This window comes from Kribbella catacumbae DSM 19601 (assembly GCF_000372465.1).
GTDB lineage: Bacteria > Actinomycetota > Actinomycetes > Propionibacteriales > Kribbellaceae > Kribbella > Kribbella catacumbae.
In genome coordinates, this window is sequence record NZ_AQUZ01000033.1 from 57868 (window position 1) to 72745 (window position 14878).

15 protein-coding genes are annotated in these 14878 nt (G+C 68.0%); 7 read left to right on the plus strand and 8 right to left on the minus strand.

All coding sequences use genetic code 11. The features are described from left to right. The first annotated feature begins 23 nt into the window (after positions 1-23). Entirely contained in the window at positions 24-1814 is a 1791-nt protein-coding gene (locus A3ES_RS0129080) for an AMP-dependent synthetase/ligase (RefSeq protein ID WP_020390369.1), read from the plus strand. Between the two features lie 391 nt (positions 1815-2205). Here the strand turns inward: A3ES_RS0129080 and A3ES_RS0129085 are convergent, their stop codons facing one another. Genes A3ES_RS0129085 through A3ES_RS0129095 form a run of 3 tightly spaced genes read right to left on the minus strand, consistent with a single transcriptional unit; the run spans position 2206 to position 4186 of the window. Further along, complete coding sequence (locus A3ES_RS0129085; RefSeq protein WP_020390370.1) at positions 2206-2640, minus strand: hypothetical protein; 435 nt, start codon at positions 2638-2640, stop codon at positions 2206-2208. A 59-nt stretch (positions 2641-2699) separates the two neighbouring features. Further along, positions 2700-3263: a cysteine hydrolase family protein gene (locus tag A3ES_RS0129090; protein WP_020390371.1), complete on the minus strand. Its 564-nt coding sequence runs from the start codon at positions 3261-3263 to the stop codon at positions 2700-2702. A 32-nt stretch (positions 3264-3295) separates the two neighbouring features. Then, positions 3296-4186 carry an RNA polymerase subunit sigma-70 gene (locus tag A3ES_RS0129095; RefSeq protein WP_020390372.1) on the minus strand — a complete coding sequence of 297 codons (891 nt, stop codon included), beginning with the start codon at positions 4184-4186 and terminating at the stop codon, positions 3296-3298. 80 nt (positions 4187-4266) lie between these two features. Here A3ES_RS0129095 and A3ES_RS0129100 point away from each other — a divergent pair, with 80 nt between their 5' ends. The 3 genes from A3ES_RS0129100 (at position 4267) to A3ES_RS0129110 (ending at position 5485) form a co-directional block, all read left to right on the plus strand. Continuing rightward, on the plus strand, positions 4267-4614 hold the full coding sequence (locus A3ES_RS0129100; RefSeq protein WP_020390373.1) for a nuclear transport factor 2 family protein: 348 nt from the start codon (positions 4267-4269) through the stop codon (positions 4612-4614). A gap of 64 nt (positions 4615-4678) precedes the next feature. Continuing rightward, the gene (locus A3ES_RS0129105; protein WP_020390374.1) at positions 4679-4888 is read left to right on the plus strand and encodes a hypothetical protein; all 210 of its coding nucleotides are present in this window, start codon (positions 4679-4681) and stop codon (positions 4886-4888) included. Positions 4889-5053: 165 nt separating this feature from the next. Further along, the gene (locus A3ES_RS0129110; RefSeq protein WP_020390375.1) at positions 5054-5485 is read left to right on the plus strand and encodes a VOC family protein; all 432 of its coding nucleotides are present in this window, start codon (positions 5054-5056) and stop codon (positions 5483-5485) included. A gap of 106 nt (positions 5486-5591) precedes the next feature. Here A3ES_RS0129110 and A3ES_RS0129115 read toward each other — a convergent pair whose 3' ends face one another. After that, positions 5592-6806 carry an MFS transporter gene (locus A3ES_RS0129115; RefSeq protein WP_237745082.1) on the minus strand — a complete coding sequence of 405 codons (1215 nt, stop codon included), beginning with the start codon at positions 6804-6806 and terminating at the stop codon, positions 5592-5594. Between the two features lie 141 nt (positions 6807-6947). Here A3ES_RS0129115 and A3ES_RS56320 point away from each other — a divergent pair, with 141 nt between their 5' ends. The 3 genes from A3ES_RS56320 to A3ES_RS0129130 all read left to right on the plus strand — a co-directional run bounded on the left by A3ES_RS56320 (position 6948) and on the right by A3ES_RS0129130 (position 9373). Continuing rightward, positions 6948-7568: a DUF5937 family protein gene (locus A3ES_RS56320; RefSeq protein ID WP_051084837.1), complete on the plus strand. Its 621-nt coding sequence runs from the start codon at positions 6948-6950 to the stop codon at positions 7566-7568. 10 nt (positions 7569-7578) lie between these two features. Further along, a complete protein-coding gene (locus A3ES_RS0129125) occupies positions 7579-8250 on the plus strand; it encodes a hypothetical protein (RefSeq protein WP_020390377.1) in 672 nt (223 codons plus the stop codon). Between the two features lie 124 nt (positions 8251-8374). Then, positions 8375-9373: an EamA family transporter gene (locus A3ES_RS0129130; protein WP_020390378.1), complete on the plus strand. Its 999-nt coding sequence runs from the start codon at positions 8375-8377 to the stop codon at positions 9371-9373. 128 nt (positions 9374-9501) lie between these two features. Here the strand turns inward: A3ES_RS0129130 and A3ES_RS0129135 are convergent, their stop codons facing one another. From A3ES_RS0129135 to A3ES_RS0129150, 4 genes are all read right to left on the minus strand, one after another. Continuing rightward, positions 9502-10656, minus strand: a complete 1155-nt coding sequence (locus A3ES_RS0129135; RefSeq protein ID WP_020390379.1) for an alanine--tRNA ligase-related protein — start codon at positions 10654-10656, stop codon at positions 9502-9504. A 296-nt stretch (positions 10657-10952) separates the two neighbouring features. Continuing rightward, positions 10953-12074, minus strand: a complete 1122-nt coding sequence (locus tag A3ES_RS0129140; protein WP_020390380.1) for a glycosyltransferase family 4 protein — start codon at positions 12072-12074, stop codon at positions 10953-10955. Next, positions 12071-13339 carry a M48 family metallopeptidase gene (locus A3ES_RS0129145; RefSeq protein ID WP_157630800.1) on the minus strand — a complete coding sequence of 423 codons (1269 nt, stop codon included), beginning with the start codon at positions 13337-13339 and terminating at the stop codon, positions 12071-12073. Before A3ES_RS0129145 ends, A3ES_RS0129140 begins: the two co-directional genes overlap by 4 nt. Next, positions 13332-14870: a hypothetical protein gene (locus tag A3ES_RS0129150; RefSeq protein WP_020390382.1), complete on the minus strand. Its 1539-nt coding sequence runs from the start codon at positions 14868-14870 to the stop codon at positions 13332-13334. The genes A3ES_RS0129145 and A3ES_RS0129150 overlap by 8 nt, the downstream gene beginning before the upstream one ends. Positions 14871-14878: the final 8 nt, after the last annotated feature.

The following is a 14878-nucleotide window of genomic DNA, read 5'->3' on the forward strand; positions in this document are numbered from 1 at the left end:
CGTGACCGACTGAGGAGACGCGGATGCGTGAGTACACCAGCCCTGCTGTGACCGAGCCGCCGATTGCCGGCAGCCTGACCGATCCCGTCTGGGCGAACGCGTCCTCTCATCCTGACACTGCCGTGTTCACCCGCCGCGTCGAGGGCGGCTGGCTGGACATCACCGCGGCCGAGTTCGCCCGCCAGGTGACCGCGGTGGCCAAGGGCCTGATCGCGGCCGGGGTCCAGCACGGCGAGCGGGTCGCCCTGCTGAGCGCCACCCGGTACGAGTGGTCACTGATCGACTATGCGATCTGGAGCATCGGCGCGGCCACCGTCCCGATCTACGAGACCTCGTCGGCCTCGCAGGTGCAGTGGATCCTGACCGACTCCGAGGCCGTCGTCGCGATCGTCGAGAACGCCGCCCACGGCGCCGTCGTCGAGTCCGCCCGGGCCGAGGCGCCGGCCCTGCAGGAGGTCTGGCAGATCGAGTCCGGCGCGGTCGAGGAGCTGACCGTGCTCGGCCAGGACATCACCGACGCCGAGCACGACAAGCGGCGTACGGCGGTCGCCCCTGGCGATCTGGCCACGCTGATCTACACCTCCGGCACCACCGGCCGGCCCAAGGGCTGCGAGATCACCCACGGCAACTTCATGCACGAACTCGAGCCGGCCGTGAAGGTCCTGCCCGACCTGTTCAGGCTGGACGGCGCGACCACGCTGCTGTTCCTGCCGCTGGCGCACGTGTTCGCCCGGATCATCCAGGTCGGCTGCGTGATGATGCGGGTCAAGGTCGCCCACACCGCGGACGTGAAGAACCTGGTCGCGGACCTCGGCGAGGTCAAGCCGACCTTCATCCTCAGCGTGCCGCGGGTGTTCGAGAAGGTCTTCAACTCCGCCAGCCAGAAGGCGCACTCGGACGGCAAGGGCAAGATCTTCGACGCCGCCGCCGAGACCGCGATCGCCTACTCGCAGGCTTTGGACAAGGGCGGGGCCAGCTTCGGGCTGAAGGCCAAGCACGCGCTGTTCGACAAGCTCGTCTACTCCAAGCTACGCGCCGTACTCGGCGGCAACGTCGACTACGCCGTCTCGGGCGGAGCGCCGCTGGGCGAACGCCTGGGCCACTTCTACCGCGGCATCGGCGTACCGGTGCTCGAGGGCTACGGGCTGACCGAGACGACCGCTGCCGTGAGCGTCAACCTGCCGGACGACATCCGGATCGGTACCGTCGGCAGGCCGCTGCCCGGCGTGACCGTGGGCGTCGCCGACGACGGCGAGCTGTGCTTCAAGGGCGGCCAGGTCATGATCGGCTACTGGAAGAACGACGAGGCGACCGCGGCGGCGATCGACTCCGACGGGTGGTTCCACACGGGTGACGTCGGTGAGTTCGATGTCGACGGGTTCATCAAGATCACCGGGCGGAAGAAGGAGATCCTGGTGACGGCGGGTGGCAAGAACGTGGCGCCCGCAGTACTGGAGGACCGGCTCCGGCAGCACGCACTCGTCAGCCAGTGCATGGTCGTGGGCGACGGCAAGCCGTTCATCGCGGCCCTGGTCACGATCGATCCGGAGACGATCGGCGACTGGGCCGGCAAGCACGGCAAGGCGAACGAAATGTCGAGCCTGGTGGACGACAAGGACCTGATCGCCGAGGTTCAGAAGGCTGTTGACGATGCCAACGCGGCGGTGTCGAAGGCCGAGGAGATCAAGAAGTTCACCATTCTTCCGACCGACTGGACCCAGGAGAACGGCGAACTGTCCCTCAAACTCTCCCTGCGGCGGCACATCGTGATGCAGAAACACGAGTCGGACGTGGAAGCCCTCTACCAGAAGTAACTCCCCCCATCGCGCCTCCTCGGTCGGCGCTCAACCCACCCACCCCGGGTCGCGGCTCCTTCGTCACCGCTTGGCAAAGGCGAAGCGATTCGCCATGCCCACGGGCGATTCGGGGTGCTGCGCGTCGGCACCTCCGGCGGGTAGCGCCGGCGAACCCGGCCACTCCGCACGGTTGAACCGCTGATCCGGCCCCTGGCGCTTCAAGGCGCAACAGCTGAGCGGGGTTACCAGTACGCCGGAGGGGTTCGCCCCTCCGCGCGGGGTTCACCCACTGCTCTACCAATGGGCGAAGCCCCACACCCGGGGCGGAGCCCACCGACTGACGGGCGGAGTCCACCGACCGGCCGCGGTCGTTCAGGGCGCGAGCCGGATAGCGCACCTACGGCAGGGGTCAGATGCCGTCGGCCGTGTCTTCGTAGGTGTTCTCTGTGGCTTCCTTGAGTTCTTTGAGGGCCTCGCCGACTCCTGCCGCCGCGATGATGCTGCCGAGGATGGTGTTGGCCCAGCGGAAGACGCTGCGGAAGCCGCCGATGGTCGGGAATGGCCCTTCGATCAGCCTGCGTAAGGAGCGGGTCCAGCCGGTCAGTTTGGCTTGGAGGTTGGCGCCGGTCAGGCCGCAGTGCCGTAGGCGTTCGTCGTAGCCTGCGTCGCCGAGTACGTCCCGGACCTCGTCGAACGCGCCTCGTTCGACCAGTTCGCGGTACGCCGCTCGGAGGTCCGCGGCGCGGTCGGGTGGTAGGAGTGGTGACGGCTCGACGGCGCGCGCGATGAAGCCTTCGAGCTCGTCGACAAACAGCTGCAATGCGGCGCGATCTTCAGCGGACACGATTCCTCCCGGGCAGGACGACGTACCGGTGGAGGGCCCACTTGATACATCGGCTGCCTCTAGCCCGCGTTACCTCCAAAACGCACGTCGGCGGCGTGTTCCACCAATTCGAGTTGGTCGCCCAAGGCCCACTCGGCGACGCGGGCGACGATCTCGGGAGAGATCGCCGGGCCGCTCGCCGTGGCAGGGATGCCCGTGGTGGTGTGGGCGTCCTGCGGCAAAACCACCCGGAAGCCGCGAGCAAGCGCAGTACGGGCTGTTGCGCTGACGCACATCTCGGACATGAGACCGCAGATCGCCAGTGACCGTACGTCGTGGTCGGCGAGGAGCTTGGTGAGTGGGGTGCCGGCGAAGGAGTCGTCGTTCAGCTTGCGGATGACAACCTCGCGGTCGCCTGGCGCAACAGGCAGATGGAGTTCCCAGCCGGGGGTGTTCGGCTCATCCGGCGTACTAGGTCGGCCGTCGTTCTGTACGTGGACGATCAGCGCGCCACTCGCCCGCGCCTCGTCCAGCAGATGACCAGCTCGATCCACCAGGCGCTCCGCATCCGGTACTGCGCTGTCGCCCGCGACCCCGCCTTCCTGAAGGTCGATGATCAGCAGGGCCTGCACGGGTTCCACCATGCCGCGATCATCGAGACCGGCACGGCCCCGGGTCAACTCAATTCATGGAGCGCAAGGAAGCGCGTGATGGAGCTGATGCGATCGCCGCTGACAGTGATGACCAGCCGCCCCGTATCCCTGCGACCCAACCGGTTGACGAAATAGCAGGTGAAGGCCGGATGGAGGTTGGCGCCGGCAGGCTCAAGCTCCAGGTCCGAGCCAGTACGCGCAGCGGCGCTGGCTTGGAGGAAGGCAGCGATCGCCCGCGGGCCGTAGTACTCGTGCGGTGCTGGTGGCATCGCCAGCCAGGCGTTGTCGGAGAGCAGCGTGGTGATCGTCGCGATGTCGTCGGCGACGAAGGCTTCGGCGAAGCGTTTGGCCAGCTGGCGTTCGGTTTCCGCGTCTCGTGCCGGCGGCGCGGGAGCGTTGCGGGAGGCTCGGGCGCGTTGCAAGGCACCCTTGACGGCGGTGGCCGTGGTGTCGAGGAGGTCCGCGACCTCGGTACCGGAGAAGTCGAGGACGTCGATGAGGATCAGTACGGCGGCCTGGCGGGGTGGCATCCGTTGGAGGGCGGTGATGAAGGCGAGTTCGATATTCTCCCGCTTGACGAGTTGGTCGTCCAGGAGCGCGTCGGGGTACGGCTGGAGCCAGGTCACGTCGCCGTGGCGCGTCGGTGCCGGTGGGTCGAAGGGTGGCAGCGGTTCGGGTGGCGGGCGGCGTTTGCCGTCGCGGATCGCGTTGAGGCAGCGGTTGGTGGCGATCTTGTAGAGCCAGGTGCGCAGCGATGAGCGGCCGGCGAACGAGTCCAGGCCGCGCCAGGCGGCCAGCAGGATCTCCTGCATCACGTCGTCCGCGTCGGTGACCGAGCCGAGCATCCGGTAGCAGTGCAGGTGGAGTTCGCGCAGGTACGGCGCGGTGATCTCGTCGAAGGTCTGCTCCCGCATCGCCCCATCGTGCCAGGCCGGCCGTTCCGATCGCGGTGGCCGTGGTGTCTATCTGGTCATCACCTACCGAAAGGACCGCGATGACCCCGCTGGAAACCGTGCTCGCCTACTACAAGGCCTGGACCTCGCACGACTTCGACCTGGCGATGGAGTACGTCGCCGACGACATCGTCTGCCACGCACCCGCCGGGCAACTCGTCGGCGCCGAAGCGTTCCGCGCGTTCATGGAGCCGTTCTCGCAAATCCTGCTCAGCTCCGCGATCCACGGCTCCTTCGGCGACGAGACGACGGCGATGCTGATGTACGGCACCAGTACCAGACCAGTCGCCGACGCTCCGGGTGCCGAGCTCCATACCGTCCGCGACGGCCGGATCACCGAGCTGCGCATCATCTTCGACCGTCTCCCCTTCGAGCAGGCACGTAACTAACCCTGACCCAGTGGGTCGTTGATATGTTGCGGCCACCACGACCGATAACCCACGCTCCGTACTGGTGGTGCAGCACGTTCCTTGGGAGAAGCCTGCTGCCCTCGGCGACTACCTCAGCGCCGAGGGCGTGCCCTGGCGGCTCACCAACCTCCTCGGACACCAGATCGTCGCCACCGCACTCGGCGCCGGCCTGTACTCCGGTACTGCGGCTGAAGTCGGCGTCGGCGAGGTCGATGTGGTTGCCGATGGCATCTTCGGCCGACGCGGCGGCTGATCGGATCGAGCCTTCCGCCAAGCGGCTCTTCCAAGCCTTCGCGGCCGGTCTGAAGCGGTAGCTGGAAACTCCTCAGAAAAGTGCTCACTTGGTGAGCACTTCTCCGTCGCATGATGGTTTCAACGAGGTGGAAGACCACCTGAAGACCGACCCAGGGAGTACCCGATGTTCCGCGGATTCGCCACCATCAGCTTCTACGCCGACGACCTCGCCGCCGCCCGCGACTGGTACGCCGAACTGCTCGGCACGGACGTGGACTTCGCCTTCCCGCCCGCGCCCGCCCCGCCGGCGTACATCGAGTTCCGGGTCGGCGACGACGCCGACGAACTCGGCTTCATCGATCGCAAGTACGCCCCGCCCGGCGCCTCCAACGTCCCCGGTGGCGCAGTCATGCACTGGCACGTCGACGACCTCCCCGCCACCTTCGAAAAGCTCCTCGCAATGGGCGCCAAGGAGTACCAACCCATCACCGCCCACAGCAACAGCGACTTCACCACCGCCTCGGTAGTCGACCCCTTCGGCAACATCCTCGGCATCATGCACAACCCGCACTACCTCGAAATCATCGAGGCCCGTCGGCAGTCTCCGACCGAATAGCCCGGTGAGTGCGGACGGCCACCACTACCGAACCCGGCATGCAAACGCTTCCCCTCGGCGTGTCGAGACATCCGGGCGGGTTTCGGTAGTGCTGGCCGTCCGCGGCCTATCCCGGCCGCCTCGTCACCGCCCCCTTGATCAGCGCACGCCTGGCCAGGAGCAGGGTCACGACGGTGCCGACGATGCCGGCCAGGCAGATGGTGAGGTTTGGGCGGATCAGGGTGCCGATCGCGCCGGCCAGGGCGATGCTCAGACCCTGGATCGCCATCAGTCCGCTGGTCTGGACGGTGAACACCCTCCCCCGGTACTCCGGTCCGATGGCGTTGAGGATCAGGGGATCGATGCCGTGGTTGAACGCGTAGCCGCTGCCGGAGATCGCGAGCAGCACCGCTGCCACCGGAATCGAGGGCTCGGTGATGAACGCGATCGCCGGGATCTGACTCAGCACGATCAGCGGGATCACGAGTCGCCGCCTGGTTGCCGGCGTGAGCCGGGCTGCCGCGAACTCGCCAAGGACGCCCCCGACGGCGTACCCGGTGAAGAGGGCACCGGCGGCGGCCGTCGCGGCACCGGTCTGGGCTGCGTAGGCAACCGCCAGCCCATCCGGCATAGATGAGAACGCCGGCACCACCCACGACAGCAGGATCAGCCTGCGCAGCGGAACATTGCACCAGAGATATCTCAAGCCACTCAGAGAATCCTGGAGGGTGCTGCCGATGCGACCGACGGCCGCAGTGTACGGAGTACCGAAGCCGATCAGCGCGGCGGAAGCCAGGAAGGTGACCGCATCCAGGGCAAGCAACCAGGTCGGCCCGATCGCCGCGACCGCGACCGCACCGAGCGCGAAACCGGTCAGCAAGGTCAGCTGACCGATTGCCCTGAGCAACGAACGGCCGACCGGGAACAGGTCGGCGCCGAGCAACTGAGCCAGGCTCGCGGCCCGGGCGCCGGCGAAGATCGGGGCCACGATGCCGGTCAGCAACAGCAGGCCGAGCAGACCACCGACCGGGATCCCGGGGATCAGCATCGCGGCGACACAGGCACCGCTGGCCAGATCGCAGCAGACCAGGACACGGCGGGCCGGGAAACGATCTGAGATCGAGGAAAGTGCGATCCCGCCGAACGCATACGGCAGAAACGCACAGACCAGGACAAGAGCGGACAGCAGTGGCGAGCCGGTGCGCTCGAAGATCAGGATCGACAACGCGACCTCGGCCGCCACGGTGCCGGCCATCGACACGGCGTGGGCGATGAAGACGCTGCGGAGTCCGCGGAGCTGCAGAACAGCGCGGTATCCAACAGCCGGGGATGTAGTACTCACGTCGGCGAGCGTGAAGCCGACGTACCCAAGAGGAGTATCTTTTCGGTTGTGACCGAAAGCCGGGAGCTGCCGTGGCCGTGCTGAAAGCTGATCTGGTCCCGGGATGCACTGAAGAACCCGGGCGGTCCGGTCATCGATCGGATGCTCTCGGATCCGGCGGGAGCACGAGAGCAACTGGCGGATCAGCTCGAGAGCGCGTGGGAGACGCTGATCAAACCGGACTGGCCGATGATCAGCCGGGTTCTCGACGACGACATCGCCCATCGCGGTGAGCAGCTCACCTCAGGTGGACTGGCGAGGCTCTTCGAGGACCTCCACCCGACGCTGACCTGGGAGGACGGCCAGCTGATCGCGGCCCGGCACCGGTCGCCCGACCACGAACTGACCGGGCAAGGCCTGTTGCTGATCCCGGGCGTCTTCGCCTGGCCGTACCTGGTGATGGTTGTTGCCCCCAGCTACCAACCGACCCTGGTGTATCCGGCCCGTGGCGCGGCGCGGCTCTGGTCCGACGCGCCGGCTCCGCCTGATCCGTTGGCGACGCTGCTCGGCCGGACCGGGCGACTTTGCTGGTCGCTCTCGATCCGCCCGCGACGACGAGCGGGTTGGCGGCGCAGTACGGGCTGGCACTGGCGACTGTGGCGGAGCACCTGGCCGCGCTGCACGGCGCCGGGCTGGCGACTCGGCGGCGCAGCGGGCATCAGGTGCACTATCGGCGTACCGAGGTCGGGCAAGCCGTGGTCGATGCGTCCATCGGCTGAGTGACAATGCTCGGATGAGCGAGCTTCCGGAGGCTGCCGCACCCAGCAATCGTCATACCCGCAGGTGGCCGGCCTCGCTGGCGGTGATCGTGGCGCTCGGCCTGCAGCTCGCGGTACCGCCGGAGATCATGGAGGCGCCGCGCTGGATCATGCCGGCCTGTGGAGCCGCGCTCCTGGTTCCGCTGATCTGGACCAACCCGTTCCATCTGCGCCGGGACGAGGCCTGGCTGCGCTGGATCGAGATCGCGTTGCTCGCCGTACTGGTCGGCGTCAACGCCCTCTATCTGAGCAGCCTGATCGTCCTGCTCGCCTCCGGCGACCCCGCGGACGGCAAGGTGCTGGTGAAGGCGGCACTGCTGATCTGGGTGACGAACGTGGTCGCTTTCGCGCTCTGGTACTGGGAGATCGACCGCGGCGGGCCGTTCGCGCGGATGCCCGAGCATGAGCACGAACCGGAGCGGGCGGATCTGCTGTTCCCGCAGATGACCGTCGACCTGCCCGGCTGGGAACGCTGGCTGCCCGGCTTCACCGACTATCTCTTCGTCGCCTTCACAGCCGCCACGGCGTTCAGCCCAACCGACACGATGCCGCTCACCGCCCGGGTCAAGACGCTGATGGCGATCCAGTCCGGTATCTCGCTGCTGACCATCGCGGTCGTCGCCGCGCGCGCCGTCAACGTGCTCTGACCGCGCGCTGTCCAGCTGGCGGCCAACCCCCTCGACGGCGATGTAATTAGTGTGACATGGTTATGCCCATGTACAGGATCTCGGCCGGGAGGCCGGGGACAGTGGATGGGGAGGTGGAATGGGGATGGCGCAGGATGCTGCTCGGACCAAGTCCGTCGGGCTGGGGTTCGCTGTGTTCTCGGCGATCACTTTCGGCGGATCGGGGCCGTTCGCGAAGGCGCTGATCGGGGCCGGGATGTCGCCGCAACAGGCCGCCTGGCTGCGGATCCTCGGCGCCGCCGCACTCCTGGTCCCGCTTGTGCTGATCTTTCGCGGGAGCGCCGGTCTGCGCGCGGCCAAGGCATCCTGGCCGCAGCTCGTGCTCTACGGCCTGACCGGGATCGCCGGTTGCCAGACACTGTTCTTCATCGCGGCCAGCCGGTTGCCGGTCGGCGTCGCGCTGATGCTCGAGTTCTCCGGTCCGCTGCTCGTCGTCGGCTGGCTCAAGTTCGGCCGCAAGGTGGCGGTGCCCAAGTCGGCCGTGCTCGGCGTCGGGATCGCGCTGGTCGGACTCGCGACCGTGGTCGAGATCTGGTCCGGCCTGAAGCTGGACCTGATCGGCCTGCTCGCCGGCCTCGGCGCCGCGGCCTGCCAGGCGACGTACTTCATCCTGATCGACAAGCTCACCGGCCTCGCCGATCCGCTGGTGATGACGGCGGCAGGCAGCGTCGTCGGCGCGATCGCGCTGACCGCGATCTCGGCACCCTGGTCGATCCCGTGGCACACGCTGACCGACACCATCGCGATCGGCGAGCGGTCCGCGCCGGGCTGGACCTTCGCGGCCTGGCTGATCGTGGTCAGCACCGTGGTCGCGTACCTCGCGGGAGCAGCCGCCGTCCAGCGGCTGTCGGCTGCCATCGGTGGAGCTGTCGCGTACGTCGAGGTGGTGGCAGCGAGCCTGTTCGCCTTGCTGCTGCTGGGTGAGAAGCTCTCGACCAACCAGATCATCGGCGGCGTCATCGTGCTGCTCGGTGCGTTCGTCGCTCAATCCTCGGTCGGCAAGGTGACTCCGCCGAACGTGCCGGACACCGTGGAGGACGAGTTGGACGGACTCGTCGGGGCGGCGCCGGGGAACGACCGCTGACCCCAGACCCGGTTTGGTCGTCCCGACCGACAGGACATAGTGCCCATACTGCGGCCGGCCGCCGCTCCCGTGAGCGTGGCGCCCGGCCGAGCAGCCGACTATGTCCTGTCGATCGGGACAGGCACCCCTCACCCGACCAGCGACCGGACCAGATCGCGCGGCAGGCCGTGAGTCTCGTGCAGGTACTCGAAGTCGCCGTCGTCGAGCGTCTTCTGGAACCGTTCGTGGCTGAGGATCCGGCGACCCCGGTCGAGCAGGTTGCTGAACCGGATCTCCTCGTCGATCAGGATCCGGCGGACCAGGCTGCGCAGTTCGCCCTGGTGGAAATGCTCGAGAGTGTGCTCGAACAACTCCATCGGCAGGTCGGACAGTGTCCGGTTGTCATCGGAGCGCCAGAGCAGCGTGAGCACGCGGCGGATCAACCGGCGCAGCACGTAGCCACGGCCGGTGTTCGACGGGTGCACGCCGTCTCCGATGATCACCATGCTCGACCGCAGGTGGTCGATCACGATCCGCTCGTGCTCCTCGTCGAGCTTCCACAGCTCCGGCACGATCCGCCGCCAGGGCTCGAACAGCTCGATGTCGTAGACCGACTTCTTGCCCTCCAGCAGCATCGACAACCGCTCCAGGCCCAGGCCGGTGTCGATGTTCTGCTGCTGCAGCGGTTCGAGCGAACCGTCATCGAGGCGGCGGTAGCGCATCATCACGTGGTTCCACACCTCGACCCAGCGGTCATCGGTGGTCGGCGTGCCCTCGGGCGATCCGTCGCCGGTCCAGACGAAGATCTCCGAGTCCGGGCCGCACGGTCCGGTCGGGCCGTTCGACCACCAGTTGTCGTCGGTGGTCAGCTCGATCGGCAACCCGAGATCCTGCCACGTCCGCAGGGATTCCTGGTCGAGCGGGACCTGGTCGTCGCCGCCGAACACGGTCACATACATCCGGCCTGGCTCGACGCCGAGGCGCTGGGTCAGCAGTTCATACCCCCATCGCAGCGTCTGCTCGCTGCCGTAGTCGCCGAGCGACCACGAGCCGAGCATCTCGAACACCGTCAGGTGGGTCGGATCCCCCACCTCGTCGAGGTCGGTGGTGCGCAGACATCGCTGCACCCCGACCAGCCGGCGGCCTAGTGGATGGGGATCGCCTTCCAGATAGGGCGTCAGCGGATGCATCCCCGAGGTCGTGAACAGCACCGGGTCGCCGGGTCGCGGGATCAGCGAGGATCCCGTGGTCGGGATGTGCCCGCGCTGGGTGAAGAAGTCGATGAAGTTCCGGTCGATGGTCATCGCGGTGGTCCTTGTCTGTCAGATGACCGGAAAGGGACCGCGAGCCGGGACAACAAAAACCGGCGGACCGTTTCCGGTCGCCGGTTGGAGTGAAGCAGATGTCAGGCAGCGGCAGCCGGAGAGCGGGAAGCTCGTACGGCTGCTGCGATTCGGGACATCTGATGCATGGGAGCCACCCTACACGGCGTCCCCGGACCGCCACCACACACTAACCACCGCCGGAGGCGATCGAGCAGCCGGCGCTGAGCGTGGACCAGGCCGGAGCGATGAGGTTGGCATGTGGTGGCGCGCCGGGGTCACTGCAAGTCGAGCAGATCCCGCAGCAATCGCCCGGACCCGGCCCAGGTCCAGTCGGTTTGCACCCAGGCTCGGCCGGCCTCGCCCATCGCCTTCGCCCGGGCCGGATCGGTCAGCAGTTCGATGAGTCGTACTGCGGTCGGGACCGGGTTGTACGGGTCGACCAAATAGCCCGTCTCGCCGTGCCGAACGGTGTCAGCAGCTCCGCCGGAATCACCGACGACGACCGGCTTGCCAGTCGCGGAGGCCTCCAGGGTGACGATGCCGAGTGCTTCCGGTTCGAGGCCGAAACGCCTTGTTCTGCAGGGCATTGCGAACACGTCGGCGGCATCGACGTACGGCGGGATCTCGTCCCACGGCACCGCGCCGGTGAAGCGCACGGCGTGAGCCACGCCGGTCTGCCTCGCCAGTTCCTCCAGCCGATCCCGATCCGGCCCGCCACCGACGATCAGGAGAACCGCCTCCGGCACCGCGGCGAGCACCCGCGGCCAGGCCCGGATCAAGGTGTCCTGCCCCTTGCGCGCCACCAGCCGCGAGACGCAGGCGACGACGGGCACACCCTCGAGCCCGAGGCCCTTGCGTACCTGCTCTCCCCCGCAACCCGGGAAGAACCTCGACGTGTCGACACCGGGAGTCAGCCGCCGCATCCGGTTCGCCGCGTCGACCGACAACGCGGCCGCGATCTGCTCCTGGCACCACGACGACACCGACGTCATCGTGTCGGCGGCATCACCGATTCGCCTCAGCGCCTGGCGCGCTCCCGGCGTACCGGCCCACCAGGTCTCGTGCCCGTGCGTCAGCGCGACGATCCGCCGCGCCCCTGCCTTGCGCAGCGCCGGTCCCATCAAGCCCAGCGGAGCCGCCGCGCCGAAGACAACCCGATCAGCGCCGTACTCCCCCATCACCCGTACTGCGCTCCGCGTGACCCGCCGCGTCGGCAGGAGCATCGTCGTCCGGTCCCGCACAACAGGAAAAGCCAGACCTGCGTCGTACTGCGTATCGCCGGGCATCCGCGAAGTCAGCACGACCAGGTCAGACAACTCGTCGCACAACGACCGGACGAAGGTCTCGATCCCGCCTTGCCGCGGCGGGAAGTCGTTGGTGACGACCAGGACCGTCATTTCTTGACCAGCGGCGGAACCGGCTCGCCGTGCTCCGCCGCCCAGACCCGGCCCATCACGATCCGCTCGGGTGGCGTCGGGTGGCTGGCGAACAGCCAGTACCGCCAGCGGCTCGGCTCCAGACCGGAGATGTTGCGCACCGAGAGCTGGTGCTGCATCTCGATGAAGTCCGACGGATCGTTCGTCAACCGCAACGAGTGGTAGTCGGCACGCGCCTCGATCCGCCGGCTGACCAGGTTCTGCACCGGCGACGCGAGCGTCGTACCGGCGACGATCAGGGCCAGCAGCAACGCGGTACGGCGTGGATCGGACATCCGGGCCCCGAGCAACAATCTCAGCAGGACCACAGTGAAGGCCGACCCGAGCGCGCCGATCAAGGTGCCGTGCAGGACGTCGCCCTCAGCGGCGTGACCGAGCTCGTGCGCGACCACCAGCCTGACCTGAGCCGGCGACGCGTCCTTCAGCAACGTGTCGTATACGACCAGCCGCCGGGTCGAGCCGAAGCCAGACACATAGGCATTGAGGGTCGTCGTCCGCTTGGACGCATCGGCAACCAGCACATCCCTGACCGGTACGCCGTCCTGGCGCGCGAGCTCCATGAACTCGTCCCGCTGCGAACCCGGCGCCATCGAGGTGAACTCGTTGAAGCGCGGCTCGACCAGCACCGGGTACGCGAACGAGACGCCGAGCACCAGCACCGCCCCGGCGATCGCCGCGGGCGCCCACCACCAGGTCTTCCAGCGCTTGGCCAAGGCAATCAATCCGAGGCTGATGGCAACCAAAGCCAGTGCCATCAGCAACCAGTTGGTCAGCCGGTCACGCAGCCACAGGCTCCAGGGTTCCGTCGACAGACCGTACTTCTGGGTCACCCGCTCGGCCATGACGTCGGTCGGCAGGGTGATCACACTCGCGATCAGGCCGAGCAGGAGGACGACCACCGGGACGGCCAGGTACCAGCGGCGGATCCGCGTCACGGCGTACAGGCGACGGCCGAGAGGGGTGAAGCCGATCGCCAGTGGGACGAGCAGCGACAGCGCCCAGGAGGTCGTTGACCACGGCAACAACTCGTGCCGGAACTGTTGCTGGCGGTCGATCTCGGCGGTGGTGAAGTCGAGCGCGGCGTCCGGCTTCGGCAGATCGATCAGGTGCCACGGCGTGGTCGTGATGATCACGACAGCGAGGGCGGCGGCGAGCAGCAGAGCGGCCGCCACCGGAGCCAACCTGGCGGCTCGCGCTGGAGCCGGCCCGGCGGCTCGGTCAGACACCGGCGAGCCTCTTCAGGTACTTCTGCCAGTCAGCCACGAACTCCTGCTCGGTCGTCCCGAGCACGGTCCGGAAGGCGTCCGCCAGCCCGGTCGGGCTCTTCGACGCGTGCACGGCCCGGTAGAACTTCACCAGCTTGCTCTGCCCCTCCCGCTCGCTGATCAGCCGGCAGGCCAGCCAGCCCGATTCATAGGCCAGGGGCAGCTCGGCCGACGAGGCGGCGAACGCTTCCGGGGCGGGCAGCGACTTCGGTACCTTGCCGGCCCGGACCGCCTTGAACAGTTCCTTCGCCGCCGATTCGTCCTGGACGGACACGGCGGTGAAGGCGACGTAGTCGGCGAACCCCTCGGCCAGCCACAACGGTACCGGCGAGGCAGTAGCGATCGAGGCGACGTGAGTGGTCTCGTGGGTCAGCACGATCCGGCGGCCCTGCTTGCCGAGCTCCTCGAACAGCTTCGGATTGGCGACGATCCGCAGCGGCGCACCGACCAGCGGGGTGTCCAGCTCGGCCATCGTGACCGCGGCGATCTGCGTGTAGGTGCCCGGCTGGGCGCCGAGCACGGACTCCATCTGGGTCTGCTTGGCGGGCAGGTAGACGACCGCCTTCTTCTTCCAGTTCTTGCCCCAGACCTTCGTCACCGACTCGACCGCGCGATCCGTGACGGTCGCGTACTCGTCCGCGTCGGCCTGCGAGTCGAGGCTGATCACCAAGCTGTGCTCACCCTTGGCGACCTCGATCCCGCCGAGCGCCCAGATCGGCCGCCGCTGCCCGGCCACGAACCGCTCACTGAAGGACGCCGCGTACGTCGTGTCGTCGCGCGTGACGAAGGTGACGGGCAGGGTCTCCCGGGCCGGTTTGGTGTCGAAGCCCGTCAGTTGCCAGGACACCTCGACCTGGGCCAGCCAGGACTCCGTGCCGCCGAGTTCGCTCTTGCGGTCCGGCGGGAGCGCGCCGGTGTCATCGCTCACGTAGCGCAACTGGAAGGTGGCCAACGGCAACTTGCCCAGGTTGCTGTAGATCGTCCGGGCCAGCTCGTCGAACTCCGTCGCCTTCGGGTCGATCGTGGACAAGAAGCTGGCCTTGCTCTCCTCCTGGATCGCGTCGGCCATCTTCTGCAGGACGGCCTGGCCCGCGGCGGCCCGGCGTACTCCCTCGGCTGCCTCGTCGGGGGTCGTGGAGTCGGACCCCGGAGTCTGCGCGGTGTTGCCGGGGGCCCCTGGATCGGCCGGAGCGTCGGCGATCTTGCGGAGACCGGCAAAGCCGGCGACGCCGACCAGGCAGACGGCCATGCCGAGCGCGACCTTCTTGACGATCGGGCCGTGCGCCGACGTCCAGGTGCTGGCGACCCTGAGCGCCTCCGCCAGCGGCGCGCGCTGCTCCCCAGCACTCGCGGCATGCTGTGCCGGGATCTGGATCGTGGTCTGCTCCGACGGCGAAATCCGCTCCCCACCATCCGAGGTGGGCAGCGTGCCGCCGGGTTCGTCGACCACCTCAGCCCCTCGCTGCTCGCCTGCCCCAGTCAGGGAGGTCACGTCAGGTG

Coding starts and splice junctions, on each gene's coding strand:
- A3ES_RS0129095 (WP_020390372.1), bottom strand. CDS start 4,186: ATGCGGGAGCAGACCTTCGACGAGATCACCGCGCCGTACCTGCGCGAA.
- A3ES_RS56320 (WP_051084837.1), top strand. CDS start 6,948: ATGCTCTCGGATCCGGCGGGAGCACGAGAGCAACTGGCGGATCAGCTC.
- A3ES_RS0129090 (WP_020390371.1), bottom strand. CDS start 3,263: ATGGTGGAACCCGTGCAGGCCCTGCTGATCATCGACCTTCAGGAAGGC.
- A3ES_RS0129130 (WP_020390378.1), top strand. CDS start 8,375: ATGGCGCAGGATGCTGCTCGGACCAAGTCCGTCGGGCTGGGGTTCGCT.
- A3ES_RS0129125 (WP_020390377.1), top strand. CDS start 7,579: ATGAGCGAGCTTCCGGAGGCTGCCGCACCCAGCAATCGTCATACCCGC.
- A3ES_RS0129080 (WP_020390369.1), top strand. CDS start 24: ATGCGTGAGTACACCAGCCCTGCTGTGACCGAGCCGCCGATTGCCGGC.
- A3ES_RS0129135 (WP_020390379.1), bottom strand. CDS start 10,656: ATGACCATCGACCGGAACTTCATCGACTTCTTCACCCAGCGCGGGCAC.
- A3ES_RS0129110 (WP_020390375.1), top strand. CDS start 5,054: ATGTTCCGCGGATTCGCCACCATCAGCTTCTACGCCGACGACCTCGCC.
- A3ES_RS0129100 (WP_020390373.1), top strand. CDS start 4,267: ATGACCCCGCTGGAAACCGTGCTCGCCTACTACAAGGCCTGGACCTCG.
- A3ES_RS0129140 (WP_020390380.1), bottom strand. CDS start 12,074: ATGACGGTCCTGGTCGTCACCAACGACTTCCCGCCGCGGCAAGGCGGG.